The sequence below is a fragment of the Streptomyces sp. NPDC058375 genome (assembly GCF_042723425.1).
Taxonomy (GTDB): Bacteria; Actinomycetota; Actinomycetes; order Streptomycetales; family Streptomycetaceae; genus Streptomyces; species Streptomyces durocortorensis.
In genome coordinates this window covers 1-17,641 of sequence record NZ_JBHXJG010000153.1, presented here as the reverse complement: position 1 = coordinate 17,641, position 17,641 = coordinate 1, and the positions used below count along the sequence as shown (strand labels likewise).

Sequence of the window (17,641 nt, the reverse complement as noted above, 5' to 3'; positions counted from 1 at the left end):
GCCCTGACCCGTGCGGGAGGGGCGCCGATCCGCGCGCACGGGTCAGGGCGCCTTGGCCGGTCCTACCGGTCGGCGCACACCCGGATGGTCTCCAGGCCGGGGTCGGCGGGATCGGGCACGTTCATGCCCGCCTCCACCCCGGAGCGCAGGTAGCGCAGCAGGGGCGCGGTGATCCGCTCGCCGGGGAGCACGGCCGGGATGCCGGGCGGGTAGGGCGTCATCATCTCGGCGGCGACGCGGTCCACCGCCTTGTCGGCCGGTACGTCCTCCGTCGCGGCGAAGTAGGCGTCGCGCGGAAGGCAGACCTGGTCGGGCCTGAGCTCGTCGGGCGTGGGCACGTGGACCTCAGGGGCGGGGCGGAGGGTGTGCGCGTTCCGGGAGAGGTCCCGCAGCGCCGTCAGCAGGCGTTCGGCGGTGGTCGCGTCGTCGGCGTGGGTGAACTGGGCGCTGATCCGGCGGTGGTCCACGAGGTGCATGTCGATCCGGTGCCGCCGGCGCAGCCAGTCGGCCGCCCGGTAGCCGGTGGTGCCGAGCCCCTCGATGTCGATGATCACGGGCAGGGGGTCGAACTCGGCGGCGGCGCCGGGCCCGCAGAAGTCGCCCTCCCCGTTGACGTGCATCCCGTCGATCTCCTCGATGCTCCGGCGTACCGTCGCGGTGAGCTCCAGGGCCCGGGAGAGCAGGCCATGCCCGTCCAGGGCCATCTGGCGGCGCCAGCCGTCGATCCCCGCCCAGAGCAGCACGGACGGGCTGGTGGTACCGAGGAGGTCCGCGCGCGAGGCCAGGGTGTCGTGGTCCACCAGACCGCCCTGGAGATGGAAGACCGAGCCCTGCTCCAGCCCGCTGCCCATCTTGTGAATGCTGGTGACGCAGACATCGGCGCCCGCGTCCATGGCCCAGGACGGCAGATCGGGGTGGAAGGGCAGGTGAGCGCCCCAGGCCTCGTCCACGATCAGCGGCTTGGCCCGCCGGTGGCAGACGTCGGCCATCGCGCGCAGGTCCGCCGCCGTGCCGTACGGGGTGGGGCTGGTGACCAGGGCGCCGCGCGCGTCCGGGTGCTCCGCGAAGGCCTTCTCCAGGGTCGCGGCCGAGGGCGGGTGCGCCAGGTGCCGCTCCGCGTCCCACTGCGGCTCCAGCCAGACGGGCTCGACCCCGGACAGGATGAGGCCGGCGATGACGGACTTGTGGGCGTCCCGGCCGACCAGAAGCTTCTGATGGGGGGCGGCGACGCTCAGCATGGCCGCCTTCACCGACAGGGAACTGCCGCAGGTGGAGAAGAACGCGTGCTCCGCGTGCACGGCGTCGGCCATGAGGTCCTCGGCGCGCCGCAGCACTGCGGACTTCCCCCGCCGGTCGTCAAGCCCGCCCGTGGCGAGTACGTCCCCGAAGAACACCGCGTCGCCCAGAACGGAGCGTACGGCGGGGGAGGCCCCCCGGGCCTGCTTGTGGCCGGGCGGGGAGAAGCCCAGCTCGTCCCGTTCGTGATAGGCGGCGAGGGCGTCGAGAATCGGTGCTTCCTGATGATTCATGGGCATTCGTCACGCCTTCCCGGACCCGGCATGCGCCAATCGTGCGGCCGCCGGATCAGGGAAGCGGTGTCCCGCCGGTGGCGTTCATGATCTCGCCGGTGATGAACGAGGCGTTCGCGGAGGCCAGGAAGACATAGGCGGGCGCCATCTCGGCCGGCTGTGCGGGGCGGCCCAGCGGGCTCTGCTTCCCGAACTCCGCGGTGTCCGGCAGCGTCGCCGGAATGAGAGGCGTCCAGACGGGGCCCGGCGCCACCGCGTTGACGCGGATGCCGTCGGGGGCCAGCATCTGGGCGAGGCCCTGGGTGAAGGTGACGATCGCGCCCTTCGTCATCGCGTAGTCGAGCAGATGAGGGCTCGGCTTGTACGCCTGCACGGAGGTGGTGTTGATGATCGAGCCGCCCGCCGGAATGTGCGGCAGAGCGAACTTGCACAGCCAGAACATCCCGTAGAGATTGGTCCGCATCACCCGGTCGAACTGCTCGGTCGAGATCGCGGAGATCCCGTCGGGCTGGGACATCTGGTACGCCGCGTTGTTCACGAGGACGTCGATGCGGCCGTATTCCGACACGGTCCGCTCCACGAGTGCCCGGCACTGCTTCTCGTCCCGGATGTCGCAGACGACGGGCACCGCGCCACGGCCCGCGTCCTCCACCAGGCGGGCGGTCTCCCGGGCCTCCGTCTCCTCCTCGGGGAGATGGGTCAGCACCACGTCCGCGCCCTCGCGCGCGTAGGCCAGCGCGACCGCTCGGCCGATGCCGGAGTCGCCGCCGGTGATCAGGGCCTTCCGGCCGTCGAGCAGACCCGACCCCCGGTAGGACTCCTCGCCGTGATCGGGTGGCGGGTCCATGGGGCCGGTCCAGCCGGGATGCTCCTGGTCCTGCTGGGGGAAGTCGGGGCGCGGGTGCAATCGCTTCGGGTCCTGCGGTCCGTCGCTCGTCATCGTCGTGCCCTTCCTGCTCGGCGGTGGCGTGCCCCGGGTGCCCCGCCGGGTCCGACCGAAACACCCCTTTCGTCGTCGTGGCCGACCGGGCCCGGGTGAGCCGTGTCTCACCCGGGCTCCACGACTTGTCTATGCAACGAGTTGCATAGAAGGATCGCGGTATGGCCCTCGACCACGCGATCCTCGTCTCCCTGCTGGAGCGGCCCGGCTCCGGCTATGAGCTGGCCCGGCGGTTCGAGCGGTCCATCGGATACTTCTGGACCGCCACCCACCAGCAGATCTACCGCGTGCTGGGCCGCATGGTGACCGACGGCCTCCTGCTGGTCCGCGAGGTGGAGCAGCAGGGCCGGCCGGACAAGAAGGAATACTCCGTCACCGGGCCCGGCCGCGCCGCCCTCGCCGCATGGCTGCACAAGCCGATCGAGCCCGAGAGCCTGCGGCACGACCTCGCCGTGAAGATCCGGGGCGCGGCCTTCGACGACCCGGCCGCCCTGATCCGCGAGGTCGAACGCCACCACCAGGCGCACCGGGACCGGCTCGCGCACTACCTCGCCGGGGAGCTGCGCGACTTCACCGGGCCCGACGCCCCCGCGCCGCCGGACGCGGGCCAGGAACTCCAGCACGTCGTGCTGCGCGGCGGCATCGCGTACGAGCGCATGACGATCGCCTGGCTCGACGACGTACTCGCCACGCTCCACCGGCTCGAAGCCGAGGGCCCGGACGCCTGAAACGGCGCGCCGCCCGCCACCTCCGTACCACCGAAGAAACCCTCACCCTCCCGGAAGGCACCCGCCATGGCCGACTCCGCGTCGCTCCTGTTCAACCCGCGCACCTACGACCCCGAGCACTTCGACCCGGAGACCCGCAGGCTGCTCCGCGCCACGGTCGACTGGTTCGAGGCGCGCGGCAAGCGCCGGTTGATCGAGGACTACCGCTCCCGCGCCTGGCTCGGCGACTTCCTCGCGTTCTCCGCGAAGGAGGGCCTGTTCGCCACCTTCCTGACCCCGGCCGCCGCGGCGAAGGAGCAGGACCAGCGCTGGGACACCGCCCGGATCGCCGCACTCAACGAGATCTTCGGCTTCTACGGCCTGGATTACTGGTACGCCTGGCAGGTGACCATCCTCGGCCTCGGCCCGGTCTGGCAGAGCGACAACGCCGAGGCCCGTGCCCGGGCTGCCGAACTTCTCTCCCAGGGTGAGGTGTTCGCCTTCGGCCTCTCCGAGAAGACCCACGGCGCCGACATCTACTCCACCGACATGCTGCTGACGCCGGACGGCGAAGGCGGCTTCCGGGCCTCCGGTTCCAAGTACTACATCGGCAACGGCAACGCCGCCGGTCTCGTCTCCGTCTTCGGCCGCCGTACCGACATCGAGGGCCCCGACGGTTACGTCTTCTTCGCCGCCGACAGCCGCCACGAGGCGTACCAGCTCGTGAAGAACGTCGTCGACTCCTCCAAGTACGTCAGCGAGTTCCGCCTCGCCGACTACCCGGTGGCGCCCGCCGACATCCTCCACACCGGCCGGGCCGCCTTCGACGCCGCGCTCAACACCGTCAACGTCGGCAAGTTCAACCTCTGCACCGCCTCCATCGGCATCTGCGAGCACGCGATGTACGAGGCCGTCACCCACGCGAGCAACCGCATCCTCTACGGCCGCCCCGTCACCGCCTTCCCGCACGTGCGCCGTGAGCTGACCGACGCCTACGTCCGGCTCGTCGGGATGAAGCTGTTCAGCGACCGTGCCGTCGACTACTTCCGCTCCGCCGGACCCGACGACCGCCGCTACCTCCTCTTCAACCCGATGACGAAGATGAAGGTCACCACGGAGGGCGAGAAGGTCATCGACCTCATGTGGGACGTCATCGCCGCCAAGGGCTTCGAGAAGGACAACTACTTCGCCCAGGCCGCGATCGAGATCCGGGGCCTGCCGAAGCTGGAGGGCACGGTCCACGTGAACCTCGCGCTGATCCTGAAGTTCATGCACAACCACCTGCTGAACCCGGTCGACTATCCGGCCGTCCCGACCCGCCTCGACGCCGCGGACGACGCGTTCCTGTTCCAGCAGGGACCGGCGCGGGGCCTCGGCTCCGTACGCTTCCACGACTGGCGCACCGCGTTCGACGCGTACGCCGAGGTGCCGAACGTCGCCCGCTTCCGCGAGCAGGCCGACGCCCTGTGCACGTTCGTCGAGACGGCCGCCCCCGACGAGGAGCAGAGCCGCGATCTCGACCTCCTCCTCGCCGTCGGCCAGCTCTTCGCCCTGGTCGTCCACGGCCAGCTGATCCTGGAGCAGGCCCGGCTGACCGGCCTGGACGAGGAACTGCTGGACGAGCTGTTCGCCGTGCTCGTCCGCGACTTCTCCGCGCACGCCGTCGAGCTGCACGGCAAGGACTCCGCGACCGGGGACCAGCAGGACTGGGCGCTGAGCGCGGTCCGCCGTCCCGTCGTGGACGCGGCCCGTTCGGAGCGGATCTGGGAGCGCGTGGAGGCGCTGTCGGGGGCGTACGAGATGGGGCAGTAGACCGCCTCTGGACGGGGCGGCGTCGAGGGGGCTGCTCCGTTTGCGGGGTGGTGGACATCGCGTTCGAGTGGGCGAGCCCCTTCGCCTTCCCTGGAGCTGACATGTCGATGGCGTTCGGTTCGCCGCTCGGTCCGTCCGATCCGTTCAGTGATCTGCTGAACCGGTTCTTCGGCATGTCGCCCGCCTCCTCGCCCCCGCCATGCAGCGCGTTCCGATCGGGCGGCTGCTGACGGAGTCCTCCCACGAGCTGCTGGGCCGGGCGAAGAGCAAGGCGGCCGATGACGGCACCGCGGACCTCGACACCGAGCATCTGCTGTGGGCGGCCACCCAGGTCGAGCCCTCGCGCGGGCTGCTGTCCCGGGCGGGGGTCGACCCCGACGCGCTCGCCGCGCAGCTCGGCGAGGTGCTGCCCCGGGAGTCCGCCGAGCCCTCCGCCGAACCGGGGCTCACTCCCGCGGCCAAGCGCACCCTCACCGCCGCCTACGCCCGCTCGCAGGCGGCCGGGGTGTCCTACATCGGGCCCGCTCGCGCATGTCCGCCCCGTTCATGAAGACCAGCGTGCGCAGGTTCTTGATGCCGCGGTAGCGGTCGTTGTCGGAGTAGATGGTGGTGTTCCACTGGTCGTGCGACCGCATCGTGCCGAGCGCCAGGGTGCCGGGCTCGGGCACCACGTCGGGCAGGGCGGCGGAGGAGAACTCCGCGCGCCCGGACGGGGTCAGGAAGACCAGTTCGCGGGCGGGCTGCTCGATTCGGAAGCCGAGCGGCAGCCGGACGCGGCGGTTGAAGTCCTCGAACATGAACCACTTCAACACCTACCGCCGGTTCCTGCTCCCCGCCGTTCCCCGGCTCGCGGGCTCCGCGCTGGTCGGATCCGCCGTCGGCGTACTGGTCGGCGTCCTCCTCACCAACGTGCCGCTGGGCTTCCTCGTCGGCATAGCCCTCTCCCAGGCCGTCTTCGTCGTCACGGGATGGCTCGTCCTGTGGCCGATGGACGCCGCCGCGACCCACGACAACGCCCTGCGCGAGGAGTTCCGGCCGCTCGCCGAGGAACTCGTCGTCGTCACGGCCGCCCTGTCCGGTCTGGTCGGCATCGTGCTGTTGCTGCTGATCGGCGACTCGGACCTGAGCCACACGGCGGCCGCCCTGGCGCTCGGCGGCGTGTTCATGTCCTGGGCGGCGCTCCACCTGATGTACGCGGCCCGCTACGCGTACATCTACCACCAGACGCCCGGAGGCGGGATTGACTTCAACACGAAGGAACCGCCGCGCTACATCGACTTCCTCTACTTCAGCTACAACCTGGGCATGACGTACCAGGTCTCCGACAACAACGTCTCCACCTCCCGGATCCGGGCCGTAGCCCTCCGTCACCGCCTGCTGTCGTACGTCTTCGGCGCCAGCGTCCTGGCCACCACGATCAATCTGGTCGCCGGCATCGTCACCGGCTGAGGGGCCGAGGCCGAGGGGCACCGGGGGCGGATCAGCAGTCCGCAAGGAGCAGGCGCGGATCAGCAGTCCGGGAGGGTCAGGCGCCGGGTGACGCGCAGCGCCGATTCCAGCAGTTGCGCCCTGACCTCGGTGGTCCGGTACATCCGGTCCGACCGGAACGAGATGCCGATCGAACCGACCTGGTCACCGCTGTACACGGGCACCGCCGCACACGTCGTGCCCCGGGAGTACTCCCCCCGGTCCAGCGAGAGCCGGCCCGAGTGGTCCGCGTCGAGCTGTCGCAGCAGCTCCTCCCGGTGCGTGATGGTGCGGGGGGTGAGGTCGGCCAGGGAGTGCCGGGAAAGGTAGTTGGCGCGCGCCTCCTCGTCCAGCTCGCGCAGCACGCTCTTGCCGAGCGCGGTGGCGTGCCCGGCCTCCTGGAAGCTCACCCAGACGTCCACCCGTGGGGCCCGCGGGCTGTCGACGATCTCCAGGACCCGGATCTCGCCCTCGTCGTAGAGCGTCAGGTAGGCGGCGGCGGACAGGCTGTCGCGCAGCGAGGAGAGCAGGGGCCGGATGCGCTCCTGCAGCGCCAGGCCGTCGGCGGCGGCCCGCAGGTGGGGATCCCGCTGGCGGAGGGTGAACGCGCCGTCGTCCAGCTCGTCCAGATAGCCGTCCCGGGCGAGCTCGTGCAGCAGCCGCCGGGCGGTGGACTCCGGCAGTCCGGCGTCGTGGGCCAGCTGCGGCACGGAGGCGCCGTCCGGGTGCGCTCCGGCGGCCTCCAGCAACCGGAGGTCCTGCCGAACGGACACGGTGGGCTCGCGGCCGGGCTGGTCACCCATGGGACCAGCATGGACCCGGTGCCGGGGTGCGGCAAGGCCGCTCTCCTCCGCGCGGACGGGCAGCGCCCGGCCAATGTGCGGGACCTCGTGAACCTTCATGAATTGCGCAATAGCTAAACTGTCTCCATGGACAGGATGGACAGGAACGACACGGCCCGCTGGGAATCCGCGGTGCTCGACGGGGGTCCGGCCGACGGGCTGCGCACGAGGGTCGCCGACCGGCCGCACACACTGCAGGTGACCCGCCCCTGCCCGCCGCACGGCCCCTCCGGGCCCGACGACCCCGATGGGGGTGTACGGGTGTCGGCGCTGTACGTTTACCGCCGCGACCCCCGTACGGACCGGGCGCCGCTGCGGTACACCTTCGATGTGGCCAGCCCCTGACCCGCCCCCGCATTCGGTACGCTCTCGTCTGATCTTCGGGGCGCGTGCGGGCTCCGAACTGCCGTGACCAGGGGGACCTTATGAACAGCGCACCTTCGACCGGCCCGTTCCAGCCACTCAAGGCCGACGACCCGACCGTGGTGGGGGGTTACCGGCTGGCCGCCGTGCTGGGCGCGGGCGGAATGGGCAAGGTGTACCTGTCGTACACGCCCGGTGGGCGGCCGCTCGCGATCAAGGTGATCCGGGCCGAGTTCAGCGAGGATCCGGAGTTCCGGCGGCGTTTTCAGCAGGAGGTGCGGTCCGCGCAGCGCGTGCAGGGCCTGTACACGGCCCCGGTGATCGACTCGGACACCGAGGGTCCGCAGCCCTGGCTGGCGACGGCCTACGTGCCGGGTCCTTCGCTCGCGCACGCGGTGGCCCGGTACGGCGGACTGCCGTTGCGCAGTGTGCTGTTGCTGACGGTCGGGGTGGCCGAGGCGCTCGGCGTCATCCATGGCGCGGGCATCGTCCACCGCGATCTGAAGCCCGCGAACGTCCTGCTCGCCGACGACGGCCCGCGCGTCATCGACTTCGGCATCGCCCGGGCCGCCGACACGACTGCCCTGACCGGTACGGGTGTCAGCGTCGGCACCCCGGCGTTCATGTCGCCGGAACAGGCGGCGGTCGGCACGGTCACCCCGGCCACCGACGTCTTCGCCCTCGGCCAGATCGCCGCCTACGCCGCGATCGGCGCGCCCGCGTTCGGCGACGGGCCCTCGCACGCGGTGCTCTACCGGATCGTCCACGAGGACCCCGACCTCAGCCGGCTGCCCGACGAACTCCGCCCCCTGGTCACCCGCTGCCTCAGCCGCGACCCGGCCGACCGTCCGGCCCTGGCCGACATCATCCGGATGTGCCACGAGATCTCACCCGAACCCCTGCGCCAGGGCGAGGACTGGCTCCCGCGAGCCGTCGCCGGGTCGATCACGGAGCGGCTGCGGATGCCCGCCCCCGCGCCGACGCCGCCCCCGCAGCCCAACGCGACCCCCACGCCCACGCAGTTCTCCCCGGGGCCGCAGACGCCGGGCAACCCCCACCCGTACACGCCGACCGGATACGCGGTGGCCGCCGCACCGACACAGACCGGACCCGCCGCGCCCGGAGCCCCCGGACCCGTGCCGCCCGGCCACTGGCAGCAGAGCACCCGGCCCCAGGGCCACTCCACCCCGCCGCCCCACCACCAGTCCGGTTTCCAGCAGCCCGGCTTTCCCCCGTCCGGTTTCCAGCAGTCCGGCTTCCAGCAGCCGGGCTGGGGCCAGCCCGGTTTCCAGCCCGCCGGTCCCCGGCCCAAGCGGACCGGCCTGATCGTCGGCGCGTCGGTCTTCGCCGCGCTGATCGTCCTCGGACTCATCGGCAAGTTCGCGCCGGACGACTCCGACAAGTCCGGCAAGGACGACCGGGCCACGTCGTCCGCCAACGGCGGTTCGGGCGGCAGCGGTTCCGGGGACAAGGCCCGGGAGAAGCCGGCCGACCCCCGGCCCGTCTCCTACGAGGACATCGACGTGACCGCGAACTACGCGCTGAAGCTCGCCGACAACCCGCCCCGGCCGCAGGAGGACGACGGCAGCGGTGTCAGTTACGGCAAGGGCGACTTCTACTTCTACTGGGACTCCCTCTTCGGCGACGAGCGGGTCGGCAGCGCCAACGGCAAGCTGGTGGTGCTGAAGAACTCGCAGAAGGGGTCGCTGAAGGTCTGCCGTGAGGAGACCCGCTTCACCGAAAAGATCGAACTCGACCAGCTCACGTCCGGCTCGCAGATCTGTGTGCTCAGCAAGGCCGGGCACATCGCCGTGGTGACCTACCGGGGCAAGGCGGGTCCGGACGACCCCAGCCGCTACATCACGATCGACCTGACCGTCTGGCGCAACGCCGAGGAGGCACAGCAGAGCTGACGGTCGGTCAGTCCACTCCGGTCAGCCCGCCCCGCCGGAGCAGCCCCGGTCCGGCCAGGTCCGCCGACCGGGCCGGCCGTGCAGGAGGCGAGCGCGACCGAGCAGGCGAGGGCCAGTGCGGTGACGAGGGCGGGGCGGCGGCGGACGGGGTGGTTCAACGGACTGCTCCCAGGGATCGGGCCGGGTTGTTTCACCGGCAGCATCCCCGGTCGATGCTGAGGACTTGATGAGTCGCTCCGGCGGCCGCCCGACCGCGAGACGTCAGCCCTCCGCCGGCGGCCGGTCGCCGCTCGGCAGGCGCAGCACGAACCGGGCCCCGCCCCGCCGCCCGGGCCCGGCCGTGAGGCTGCCGCCGTGGGCGTGCGCGACCCACGAGGCGATGGAAAGACCGAGACCCGTCGACGGCGAACCCGGCGGCGCGCAGGGCCGCGGCCACGCCGAAGCGGAGGTTGGCGTCGTCCTCGACCAGCAGCACTCTCACGCCGTCACCCTAGCCGCGCCGGGCGACGGCGGTTACGCAGGTCAGGGGCCGGCCGGTCGACAGGCCGGCGGCCGACCGGCACGGGGGTCAGGGCCCGACCGGCACGCGGCTCAGTGGCCGACCAGCTCCCCGTCCCGGGCCACGATCCGCCCGCCGCGCACCACCATCTCGCGGCGCGGCAGGTCCACCACCACCTGCGGCAGGCACTCCCCGCGCACCAGCAGGAAGTCGGCCGGCGAACCCGGCTTCAGGTCCGCCTCCGGCAGCCCGAGCAGCCGGGCCCCGCCGTCCGCCCCCGCACGGAAGGCCGCCTCCAGCTCCTCGTCGAGGCGGGCGTCCCGCACCCAGGCCAGCAGGTGCGAGCGGTGCAGCATGTCCGCGTTGCCGAAGGGGCTCCAGGAGTCCCGTACGCCGTCCGAGCCGAGGCCCACGTGGACGCCGTGCTCACGGAGCCGGTCGATCGGCAGCACCAGGTCCGAGGAGGGCGCGACCGTCGTCAGCGAGATCCCGGCATCCGCCAAGTCGGCTGCCAGCTCGTCGAGTTCACGCTCGGGAAGCCCCGGCACGCAGAACACGTGGCTGACCGTCACCTTGCCCTGAAGCGACAGCGCCTTGGTGCGGGCGATGATCGCGCGCAGCGACTCCATCCCCGTCGCGGCCCGCTCGTGCAGATGGATGTCGACGCCCACCCCGTGCCGGTCCGCGATGCCGAAGACCACGTCGAGGTGCTCCTCCAGCGCCTCGTCGAACCCGATCGGGTCGATGCCGCCGACCCGGTCGATCGCCCCGGTGCGCGCGGCCTCCTCCAGCAGCTCCTTGGTTCCGGGGGTTCGGATCACCCCGTGCTGCGGGAACGCCACGATCTCCACGTCCAGCGCGTGCCGCAGCGCCCGGCGGGCGGCCCCGACGCCCTCGACGCCCACCAGGTCGTAGGCGGGCGCGACATCGACATGGGCCCGCATCGCCCGGGTGCCCTGGGCCACGGCATGGCCCATCAGACGTTCCGCCCGCTTCTTCAGCGGCGTACGCAGCGCGTGGTAGAGCTTCACGTCCTCCTCGGTGTACTCCGCGATGGAGCTCGCCGGGTTCCGCGTCACCCAGGGCTCGCCCCATGCCGTCTTGTCGGGGTGGATGTGCGCGTCGACCAGGGTCGGCAGCGCGATCCGGCCCTTGCAGTCGACGACCTTGGCACCGTGCGGGGCGGGGTCGCCGCTGATGACTCCGTCGACGACCGTGAGGTCGACGGGGTGCTTCGCCCCGTACAGCCGCACGTTCTTGAAGACCGTGGCGCGCGCGTGACCGCCGGTGCGGTCCGGCTGTTCCGTGATCCGGTCGGCGGCGGAGGGCGCTGCGGCCGTCCCGGCGGACAGGGGCGCGGCTTCGGCTCCGGACGCGGTGAGTGCGGCCGCGCTGCCCGCGACGGCGGCGGCCCCGGCCAGCATCGAGCGCCGGGAGAGACCGGCGGTGGGGGAGGCGGTGGACTCGGCGGGCATCAGAACTCCTTCGAGGAGGGGGAACAACAGAGGGGGGAGGAGGGAGGGGGGAGAGGGGAGCAGGGGGGCGGGGCGGTCAGGCGGTCGGCACCACGAACCCTGCCCGCACCACGCGCGCCGGCCGGCTCAGCACGCCGACGTCCGCCAGTGGGTCACCGTCCACCACCAGGACATCGCCAGCGAAGCCCCGCGCCAGGCGGCCCACTGTGGAGTCGAACCCGAGGAGCTTCGCGGCCCCCGTGGTCGCCGTGCGGATCGCGTCCAGGGCGGGAAGCCCGGCCGCGCGCATCAGCTCCACCTCGCGGCCGATCGGGTCGACCGTTCCGCCCGAGGAGTCCGTGCCCGCCGCGAGGGGGACGCCCAGCTCGTGGGCGGCCAGGACCGCCCGCTTCAGGACCGGGAGATAGGTGCGTCCGCGCTCGGCCAGGGCCGGGTCCGAGGACTCCGCGAGCCCGGCGATCGCGGTGAGCGTCGGCGTGAAGTACGTATCCCTGCGGTGCATCTCGTGCAGCGTGCGTTCGCCGACGAACGCCCCGTGCTCCAGGGAGCGGATGCCGGCCGTGACCGCGTCGTGGCAGCCCTTCTCGCTGTAGCTGTGGCAGAGCACCCCCTTGCCTCCGCGCCGGGCGGCCGCCACGATCGTGGACAGCTGCTCGTGGTCGTACACCTGGACCAGCGGGTCCTGCTCGGGCAGCCCGGCGCGTTCGTTCACCCGGGTCTTGATGGTGTCGGCCCCGCGCGCGAGGTTCACCTCGACCACCCGGCGCAGCGCCTCGGGGGAGCGGACCCCGTCGCGCAGCCGGGCGAGCGGGGCCAGGTCCGGGTCGGCGAGGATCGTGTCGCCGAGGTCGGGGGTGACGAAGACGCCCGCCGCCCGCAGCCGGGGCGCCTGTTCGGGCGCGTGCCGGGCCAACTCCCGTACGGCGATGTCCTGGTAGAAGTTGGTCGAGCCGCTGCGCGCGCTGGTCGCGCCCTTGAGGACCGCCTCACGCGCCTCGGCCGCCGTGTTGAGGTGGATGTGGGCGTCCACCAGGCCCGGCAGGACCCACTGGCCGTGTGCTCGCAGTACCGGTACGCCGGAGGGCACCCGCGTCCCGAGACGGCCCCGGGGCCCGGCCGCGCGGACGACGCCCCCGGAGATCACCACGACCGCGTCCTCGGTGACCTCGCCCGTCAGCGGGTCCAGCAGCCTGCCGCCCTCGACGACGAGATCGCCGCCCCGGCCCGGCGCACCCTGCCCGGCGCCGGACGACGCGGACGCGGCGGAGGCGGTTCCGGCCGGCACGGCCGAGGTGCCGGCCAGGGCCGCGGCGCCGGCGAGCACGCCGCGCCTGGTCAGTCGGCCGGACGGTGGCGGGGTGTTCTCGACGCACATGGGAGGGCTCCTTGGGTCGCGGAAGCGAGCGGGAGCATTTTGTATACCAGGATGGTCGGCGATCTGGGAAGGAGTGGTTCCGCTCCCCGTGCGTGCAGAAAACGTGCAGGAAGTGCGCTCTGTCGGTCGGCTGCCCCGGTGGTCGGCGCGTATTGGTATACAAAGGGTCGTGCGTCGTGGGACAGGGCCGGTGTCGTGGAACAGGGCCGGGCGTCGTGGAACAGGATTGGTGTCGTGGAACAGAGGCGGGCGCCGAGGAACTCGGTCAGGCGTCGTGGAACAGCGACCGGAGGGCCACGGCCCGGCTGTCCCGTACGTGCAGCAGCGTGCTCGCCGCGGCCGACTCCTCGTCGCCCGTCGCGATGTACCGGAACATGACCGCGTGCTGGGCCCGCATGTGCTCCGGCTCCTCGCGCATCCCGAACAGCAGCTGGAGCTGTCCGCTGAGCTGCTCTATCGTGCGGGCCAGCATCGGATTGCCGCTCAGCGCCACGATGTCCTCGTGGAAGGCGGTGTGGGCCGCCACTTCGCGGGTGCCCTCGGCGTCGGAGGCCGCCTGCTCCGCCCGGTCGAGGGAGGCCCGCAGTGCGGTGACGCCCGGCGGCTCCACCGGCGCGGACCGCGCCACCCGCCGCGCCGCGAGCCGGGAGGCCTGGACCGCGAGCGGCTCCCACACCTCGTACAGGTGCTCCACATCGGCCCGCTCCAGCCGCCGCACCCGGACCCCGCTGTGCGGCAGCAGCTCCAGGAGCCCCTCGCCCACCAGGGCGCGCAGCGCCTCGCGGACCGGGACGCGGGACATCCGCAGCTCCTCGGCGACCTCGCGCTCCACCAGCCGGGCGCCCTGCGGGTAGCGGCGGTCGACGATCCGCTGCCGGACCGCGTCCCGCGCGCGGACGCTGAGCGACGTACGCTCCGGGGCGCCCGCCTGCTCGCTCCCGGGAACGTCCGGCCGCGTCCGGTTCCGCCCTGCGCTGCTGCCCGCCACGTACGCCATCCTCCGCTCGGCCTGCCCCTGGCCCGAGGATACGCGGGGATCGCGGCCGTCAGGCCGTGCCCGGGGCCCGCCCGTCCGGCAGGAAGAGCACCGAGTTGATGTACCGCTCGCGGTGCGGGACGAACGCCCGGCGCAGCAGGCCCTGGTGCACCAGGTGCTCGGTCCGCGCCTGATGGGCCACCAGGTCGAACCCGTCCAGCGGGATCCAGCGCCGGCCCGCCAGCACCCAGCCCGCGTACCCCTGCCCGGTCAGCAGCTCGATCGCCGGTGCGATCGGGCCGAGCCGGCTCTCCAGCTCGATGAGCAGCGCCGGGCGGTCCCTGCGCAGCAGCTCCGCCGCGCCCAGCAGCGCCGCCTGCTCGCCGCCGTCGACGTCCATCTTCACGAAGCCGACCCCGCGCAGCCCGAGACCGTCGACGGTGATCGACGGCACCTCCAGGCTGTGCGCGTGGATGTCGCGGCGGGCCAGCGACGACACCCCCCGGTCGCCCCGGTCGCCCTCCGGGAACCACAGCTGGGCCGTGCCCTCCCGGTCGGTCGCCGCGCCCTGGACCACCCGGGCGTTCGACGGCAGCGTCCGGCGCAGATGCTCGGCCAGATGCGGCACGGGCTCGACGGTGACCACCTCGGCGCAGCGGGCGGCCAGCCGCCGCGACCAGGGGCCGTACCAGCCCCCGATGTCGAGGGCGACGCCGTCCGCCGGGCAGAAGTCGGCCAGCCGCCGCAGCTCGGGCTCGAAGCGCGGATACAGGGCCACGGCGGCGGAGGCGACGAGGCCCTCGGGCAGCCGGGACGCCACCGCCGCGGCGAACGTGGTCACGTGGCCGAGGCCTTGAGCCGGATGAGCAGCCGCTCGTGGTCGTCCGCGTCGACCTTCCGGCCGGACGAGGGCAGCAGCTGCGGGATGCCGTCCACGATCGGGTAACTCAGCCGCAGCCGGGGGTTGTACAGCGCCTCCTCCTCGGGCAGCAGGGACAGCGGGCCCTTGTCGAGCGGGCAGGCCAGGATGGCGAGCAGCGGGTCGTCGGGGTTCATCGGAAGGCTCCCAGGGGTCGAGGGTCGGGGGTCGCGGAAACGGTGTGGCGTGTCCGGGGTCAGGACGGCGCCGCGGGCTGCGGATCGTGGCGCGGCATGGCCAGCAGGACGGACAGGGCGAGCGCCGTGCCGCCCACCCGCAGGGCCAGCAGCAGCGGATCGTCGGGGAGCGTCTCGCCGAAGGCGAGCGTCCCGAGGACAGCGGTGAACAGGCAGGTCACCGTGGTGCACACCGGCACGATGAGGGACGCCCGGCAACGCTGCAGCGCCGCCTGCGACATCACCAGACCGGCCCCCGCGGTGAACAGCAGCAGATACGGATACGGGGATGCCAGCAGCGACCACGCGGCCTCACCCAGATCGGTGCTGGTCAGGCGGCTGGACGTGCCCTTGATGGCCAGCGAGCTGACCCCGTAGAGCAGGCCCACCGCCACCCCGTAGCCGATCCCGCTCGTCGGAACCCGGTGCCGTTTGGCCGCCCGGCTCTCGACGCGTACGTACAGCCAGACGCCCGCCGCCAGCGCCGGCAGACAGACCAGGAGCACCAGCGCCCACGGGGCCCCGCCGCTCACCACGTCCTCGCCCTCGCGCACCGAGGCGACCACCATCAGCAGTGCGAGAAGGACCCCGCCCAGCGCATAGCGTTCGCGGCCGGTCGACTCCTCGCCGAGCACGGCCGACGACAACAGCAGGAGCAGCACCAGACCGGAGACGAAGATGCCCTGCGCCGCCGCGATCGGCAGCGCGCGGTAGACGACCAGCTGGGCCCCGAACCCGGCCGCCAGCGCCAGCGCGCCGACGATCCACAGCGGGCTGGTCGCCAGCACCCGGATCACGTGCAGCGGCCGGCCGGCGGAGAGCGCGGGCAGCGAGCCCAGGGCCCGCTTCTCCACCACGAACCCCACGCTGTACAGCGCGTTGGCGACCAGGGCCGCGCCGACACCCCACCACATGGCGCTACCTCCGCCGCGCGTGGGCCAACAGGATGGAGGACGCCCCGGGCACCGCGCACGCCGCCCGGTCCAGCAGCCGCAGCGGACGCGGCACCCCGTGGAAGGGGGCGCCCTTGATCGTCACGTCGGTGAAGCCGGACGCCGTCAGGAACGAGCGCAGCGCACGGGCCGTGTACAGCCGCAGATGCCCCACCACCTCCGAGCCCGGACGGCCGTGGATCCCGCGCAGGCTGACCTCCGAGAACACCGGCTGCACCCCGGCGAGCAGCAGCACCCGGTTGTACCAGGCCGCCAGGTTCGGGGTCGACAGCATCAGATGGCCGCCGGGCCGCAGGACGCGACGCAGCTCGTCCAACGCCTGGTCCGGGTCGACCAGATGCTCCAGGATCTCGCTGAACAGCACCGCGTCCGCGCACCCGTCGGCCAGCGGCAGCCCGCCGTGCTCCAGCTCCCCGCGCACCACCGCGCCCATCCGGGGACGGGCCCTGCGCAGCGCGTCCTGCGACCAGTCGACGCCGATCAGCCGGTGCCCGGCGAGGATCGGGGCCGCCGTGGCCGCCGCCGTACCGTCACCGCACCCGATGTCGAGGATCACCTGCCCCGGCGCGTCCAGCGCGTCGGCCAGCAGCCGGGCCTGCCGTCTGCTGCGCCCGTCGCCCGAGGCGACGGGCACGGTCGGGTTCTCGTAGAAGTCCCGCAGCCCGGGCGGGGGAGGGGCGGCGTTGGTCATGCGGTCTCCGAGGACGTCGAGGCCAGGTGGCCGGTGAACAACTCGCGCAGCCGTACGCCGTCCTCGTCCCCCAGCAGGGTGCGCGACCAGCGCAGCGCGAGGTGCAGCCGGCCGCCCGTGGACGCCGTGGTGAAGGTCAGCCCCCGGGGCATCCGGGCGGGTGCGGAGAACCACACGGCCGTCGCCCGGCCCGCCTCCCCGAAGTCCAGCGGGTAGGGCACCCGGCCGATGTTGCTCAGCAGCGTCGTCGAGGTCCACGGCCCCGCCAGCACCCGCAGCCCCCGGGTGACCGCGGCCCGGGCCGCCACCGGCAGCAGCGGTGCGGTCAGCAGGGAGGCGGAACGGCCCAGCGGAGGCCGGGGGCGCGCCTTGAGCGCCCGGGTCCGCTCCGCGGTCGCCCGCAGCAGGGCGGCGACGTCCGTCCCGGGCAGCAGCTCCGAGGCGGCGAAACCGACCTCCACCAGCCGGGTGCCGTTCCCGATCGGCATCTCGGGCCCCCGGGTGCGGTCGTCGACCGGCATCGTGATCCGCAACGGCCGGCGGTCGGCCCCCGGCGCGCCCTGCGCCCGGTTCCAGTCGGCCACCGTGAGGGCGGTGGCCACCATCAGCTGGTCGTTCACCGTGTACGGCACACCGGACTCCCTGCGGGGGACCGGCAGTTCGACCAGCAGCAGGGAGTTGCCCGGCACGGCGCCGGGCCCCGGCGAGCCCGCCGCGATCCGGGCGGGCCGGGCCAGCGGGGCCACCGGGGACTCCTCGGCCTGCGGCTCGGACGCCGGGCGCGCCGGAGCGGGCGCCGGCGCGGTGCGGTGCGCGCCGTAGATCTCGGCGGCCGTCGCCGCCAGCCGCATGCACGCCGGACCGTCGAGGGCGGTGTGGTGCACGGTGAACACCAGCACACAGCCCTCCGTCCCCGGCTCCTCGACCACCTCCAGCCGCAGCGGCGGCGACGCCGTCAACGGCGGGGCATGGTCCAGCGCCCGCGCCCGGGCCCGGTCGAGGGC

16 protein-coding genes and 2 pseudogenes are annotated in these 17,641 nt (G+C 73.0%); 6 read left to right on the top strand and 12 right to left on the bottom strand.

What is annotated here, in order from left to right:
- Positions 1–62: 62 nt before the first annotated feature.
- The gene (locus ACFWM7_RS22970; protein ID WP_383263396.1) at positions 63–1,535 is read right to left on the bottom strand and encodes an aminotransferase class I/II-fold pyridoxal phosphate-dependent enzyme; all 1,473 of its coding nucleotides are present in this window, start codon (positions 1,533–1,535) and stop codon (positions 63–65) included.
- A 49-nt stretch (positions 1,536–1,584) separates the two neighbouring features.
- The gene (locus ACFWM7_RS22965) at positions 1,585–2,469 is read right to left on the bottom strand and encodes an SDR family oxidoreductase (protein WP_383263395.1); all 885 of its coding nucleotides are present in this window, start codon (positions 2,467–2,469) and stop codon (positions 1,585–1,587) included.
- 161 nt (positions 2,470–2,630) lie between these two features.
- Here ACFWM7_RS22965 and ACFWM7_RS22960 point away from each other — a divergent pair, with 161 nt between their 5' ends.
- The 3 genes and pseudogenes from ACFWM7_RS22960 to ACFWM7_RS22950 all read left to right on the top strand — a co-directional run.
- The gene (locus tag ACFWM7_RS22960) at positions 2,631–3,197 is read left to right on the top strand and encodes a PadR family transcriptional regulator (protein ID WP_383263393.1); all 567 of its coding nucleotides are present in this window, start codon (positions 2,631–2,633) and stop codon (positions 3,195–3,197) included.
- A 66-nt stretch (positions 3,198–3,263) separates the two neighbouring features.
- Positions 3,264–4,988 carry an acyl-CoA dehydrogenase family protein gene (locus tag ACFWM7_RS22955; RefSeq protein ID WP_383263392.1) on the top strand — a complete coding sequence of 575 codons (1,725 nt, stop codon included), beginning with the start codon at positions 3,264–3,266 and terminating at the stop codon, positions 4,986–4,988.
- A 101-nt stretch (positions 4,989–5,089) separates the two neighbouring features.
- Positions 5,090–5,511, top strand: a pseudogene (locus ACFWM7_RS22950) (Clp protease N-terminal domain-containing protein); the annotation flags it as partial.
- Here the strand turns inward: ACFWM7_RS22950 and ACFWM7_RS22945 are convergent.
- A pseudogene (locus tag ACFWM7_RS22945) lies at positions 5,510–5,782 on the bottom strand (formate dehydrogenase); the annotation flags it as partial. The pseudogenes ACFWM7_RS22950 and ACFWM7_RS22945 overlap by 2 nt on opposite strands.
- A 1-nt stretch (position 5,783) precedes the next feature.
- Between ACFWM7_RS22945 and ACFWM7_RS22940 the strand changes: the two are divergent.
- Positions 5,784–6,437, top strand: coding sequence for a DUF1345 domain-containing protein (locus ACFWM7_RS22940; RefSeq protein ID WP_383263390.1), 654 nt, complete (start codon positions 5,784–5,786; stop codon positions 6,435–6,437).
- A 59-nt stretch (positions 6,438–6,496) separates the two neighbouring features.
- On the opposite strand, the gene ACFWM7_RS22935 is transcribed toward ACFWM7_RS22940, so the two are convergent.
- A complete protein-coding gene (locus ACFWM7_RS22935) occupies positions 6,497–7,258 on the bottom strand; it encodes an IclR family transcriptional regulator (protein ID WP_383263388.1) in 762 nt (253 codons plus the stop codon).
- Between the two features lie 126 nt (positions 7,259–7,384).
- Between ACFWM7_RS22935 and ACFWM7_RS22930 the strand changes: the two genes are divergently transcribed.
- On the top strand, positions 7,385–7,642 hold the full coding sequence (locus tag ACFWM7_RS22930; RefSeq protein ID WP_383263387.1) for a hypothetical protein: 258 nt from the start codon (positions 7,385–7,387) through the stop codon (positions 7,640–7,642).
- Between the two features lie 80 nt (positions 7,643–7,722).
- On the top strand, positions 7,723–9,573 hold the full coding sequence (locus ACFWM7_RS22925; protein ID WP_383263385.1) for a protein kinase: 1,851 nt from the start codon (positions 7,723–7,725) through the stop codon (positions 9,571–9,573).
- Positions 9,574–10,164: 591 nt separating this feature from the next.
- On the opposite strand, the gene ACFWM7_RS22920 is transcribed toward ACFWM7_RS22925, so the two are convergent.
- From ACFWM7_RS22920 to ACFWM7_RS22885, 8 genes are all read right to left on the bottom strand, one after another.
- Complete coding sequence (locus ACFWM7_RS22920; RefSeq protein WP_383263383.1) at positions 10,165–11,547, bottom strand: amidohydrolase family protein; 1,383 nt, start codon at positions 11,545–11,547, stop codon at positions 10,165–10,167.
- A 76-nt stretch (positions 11,548–11,623) separates the two neighbouring features.
- Positions 11,624–12,922 (bottom strand): amidohydrolase family protein, encoded by a 1,299-nt coding sequence (locus ACFWM7_RS22915; RefSeq protein WP_383263381.1) that lies wholly within the window; start codon positions 12,920–12,922, stop codon positions 11,624–11,626.
- Between the two features lie 265 nt (positions 12,923–13,187).
- Positions 13,188–13,919 (bottom strand): GntR family transcriptional regulator, encoded by a 732-nt coding sequence (locus ACFWM7_RS22910; protein WP_383263379.1) that lies wholly within the window; start codon positions 13,917–13,919, stop codon positions 13,188–13,190.
- Between the two features lie 49 nt (positions 13,920–13,968).
- Complete coding sequence (locus ACFWM7_RS22905) at positions 13,969–14,739, bottom strand: FkbM family methyltransferase (protein ID WP_383263377.1); 771 nt, start codon at positions 14,737–14,739, stop codon at positions 13,969–13,971.
- Positions 14,736–14,954 (bottom strand): Trm112 family protein, encoded by a 219-nt coding sequence (locus ACFWM7_RS22900; RefSeq protein ID WP_383263376.1) that lies wholly within the window; start codon positions 14,952–14,954, stop codon positions 14,736–14,738. Before ACFWM7_RS22900 ends, ACFWM7_RS22905 begins: the two co-directional genes overlap by 4 nt.
- 59 nt (positions 14,955–15,013) lie before the next feature.
- Positions 15,014–15,907, bottom strand: coding sequence for a hypothetical protein (locus ACFWM7_RS22895; protein ID WP_383263374.1), 894 nt, complete (start codon positions 15,905–15,907; stop codon positions 15,014–15,016).
- A gap of 4 nt (positions 15,908–15,911) precedes the next feature.
- Positions 15,912–16,637, bottom strand: coding sequence for a class I SAM-dependent methyltransferase (locus ACFWM7_RS22890; RefSeq protein ID WP_383263372.1), 726 nt, complete (start codon positions 16,635–16,637; stop codon positions 15,912–15,914).
- The coding region (locus ACFWM7_RS22885; protein WP_383263371.1) for a condensation protein at positions 16,634–17,641 on the bottom strand (1,008 nt) is incomplete at its 5' end. The genes ACFWM7_RS22890 and ACFWM7_RS22885, both read right to left, overlap by 4 nt.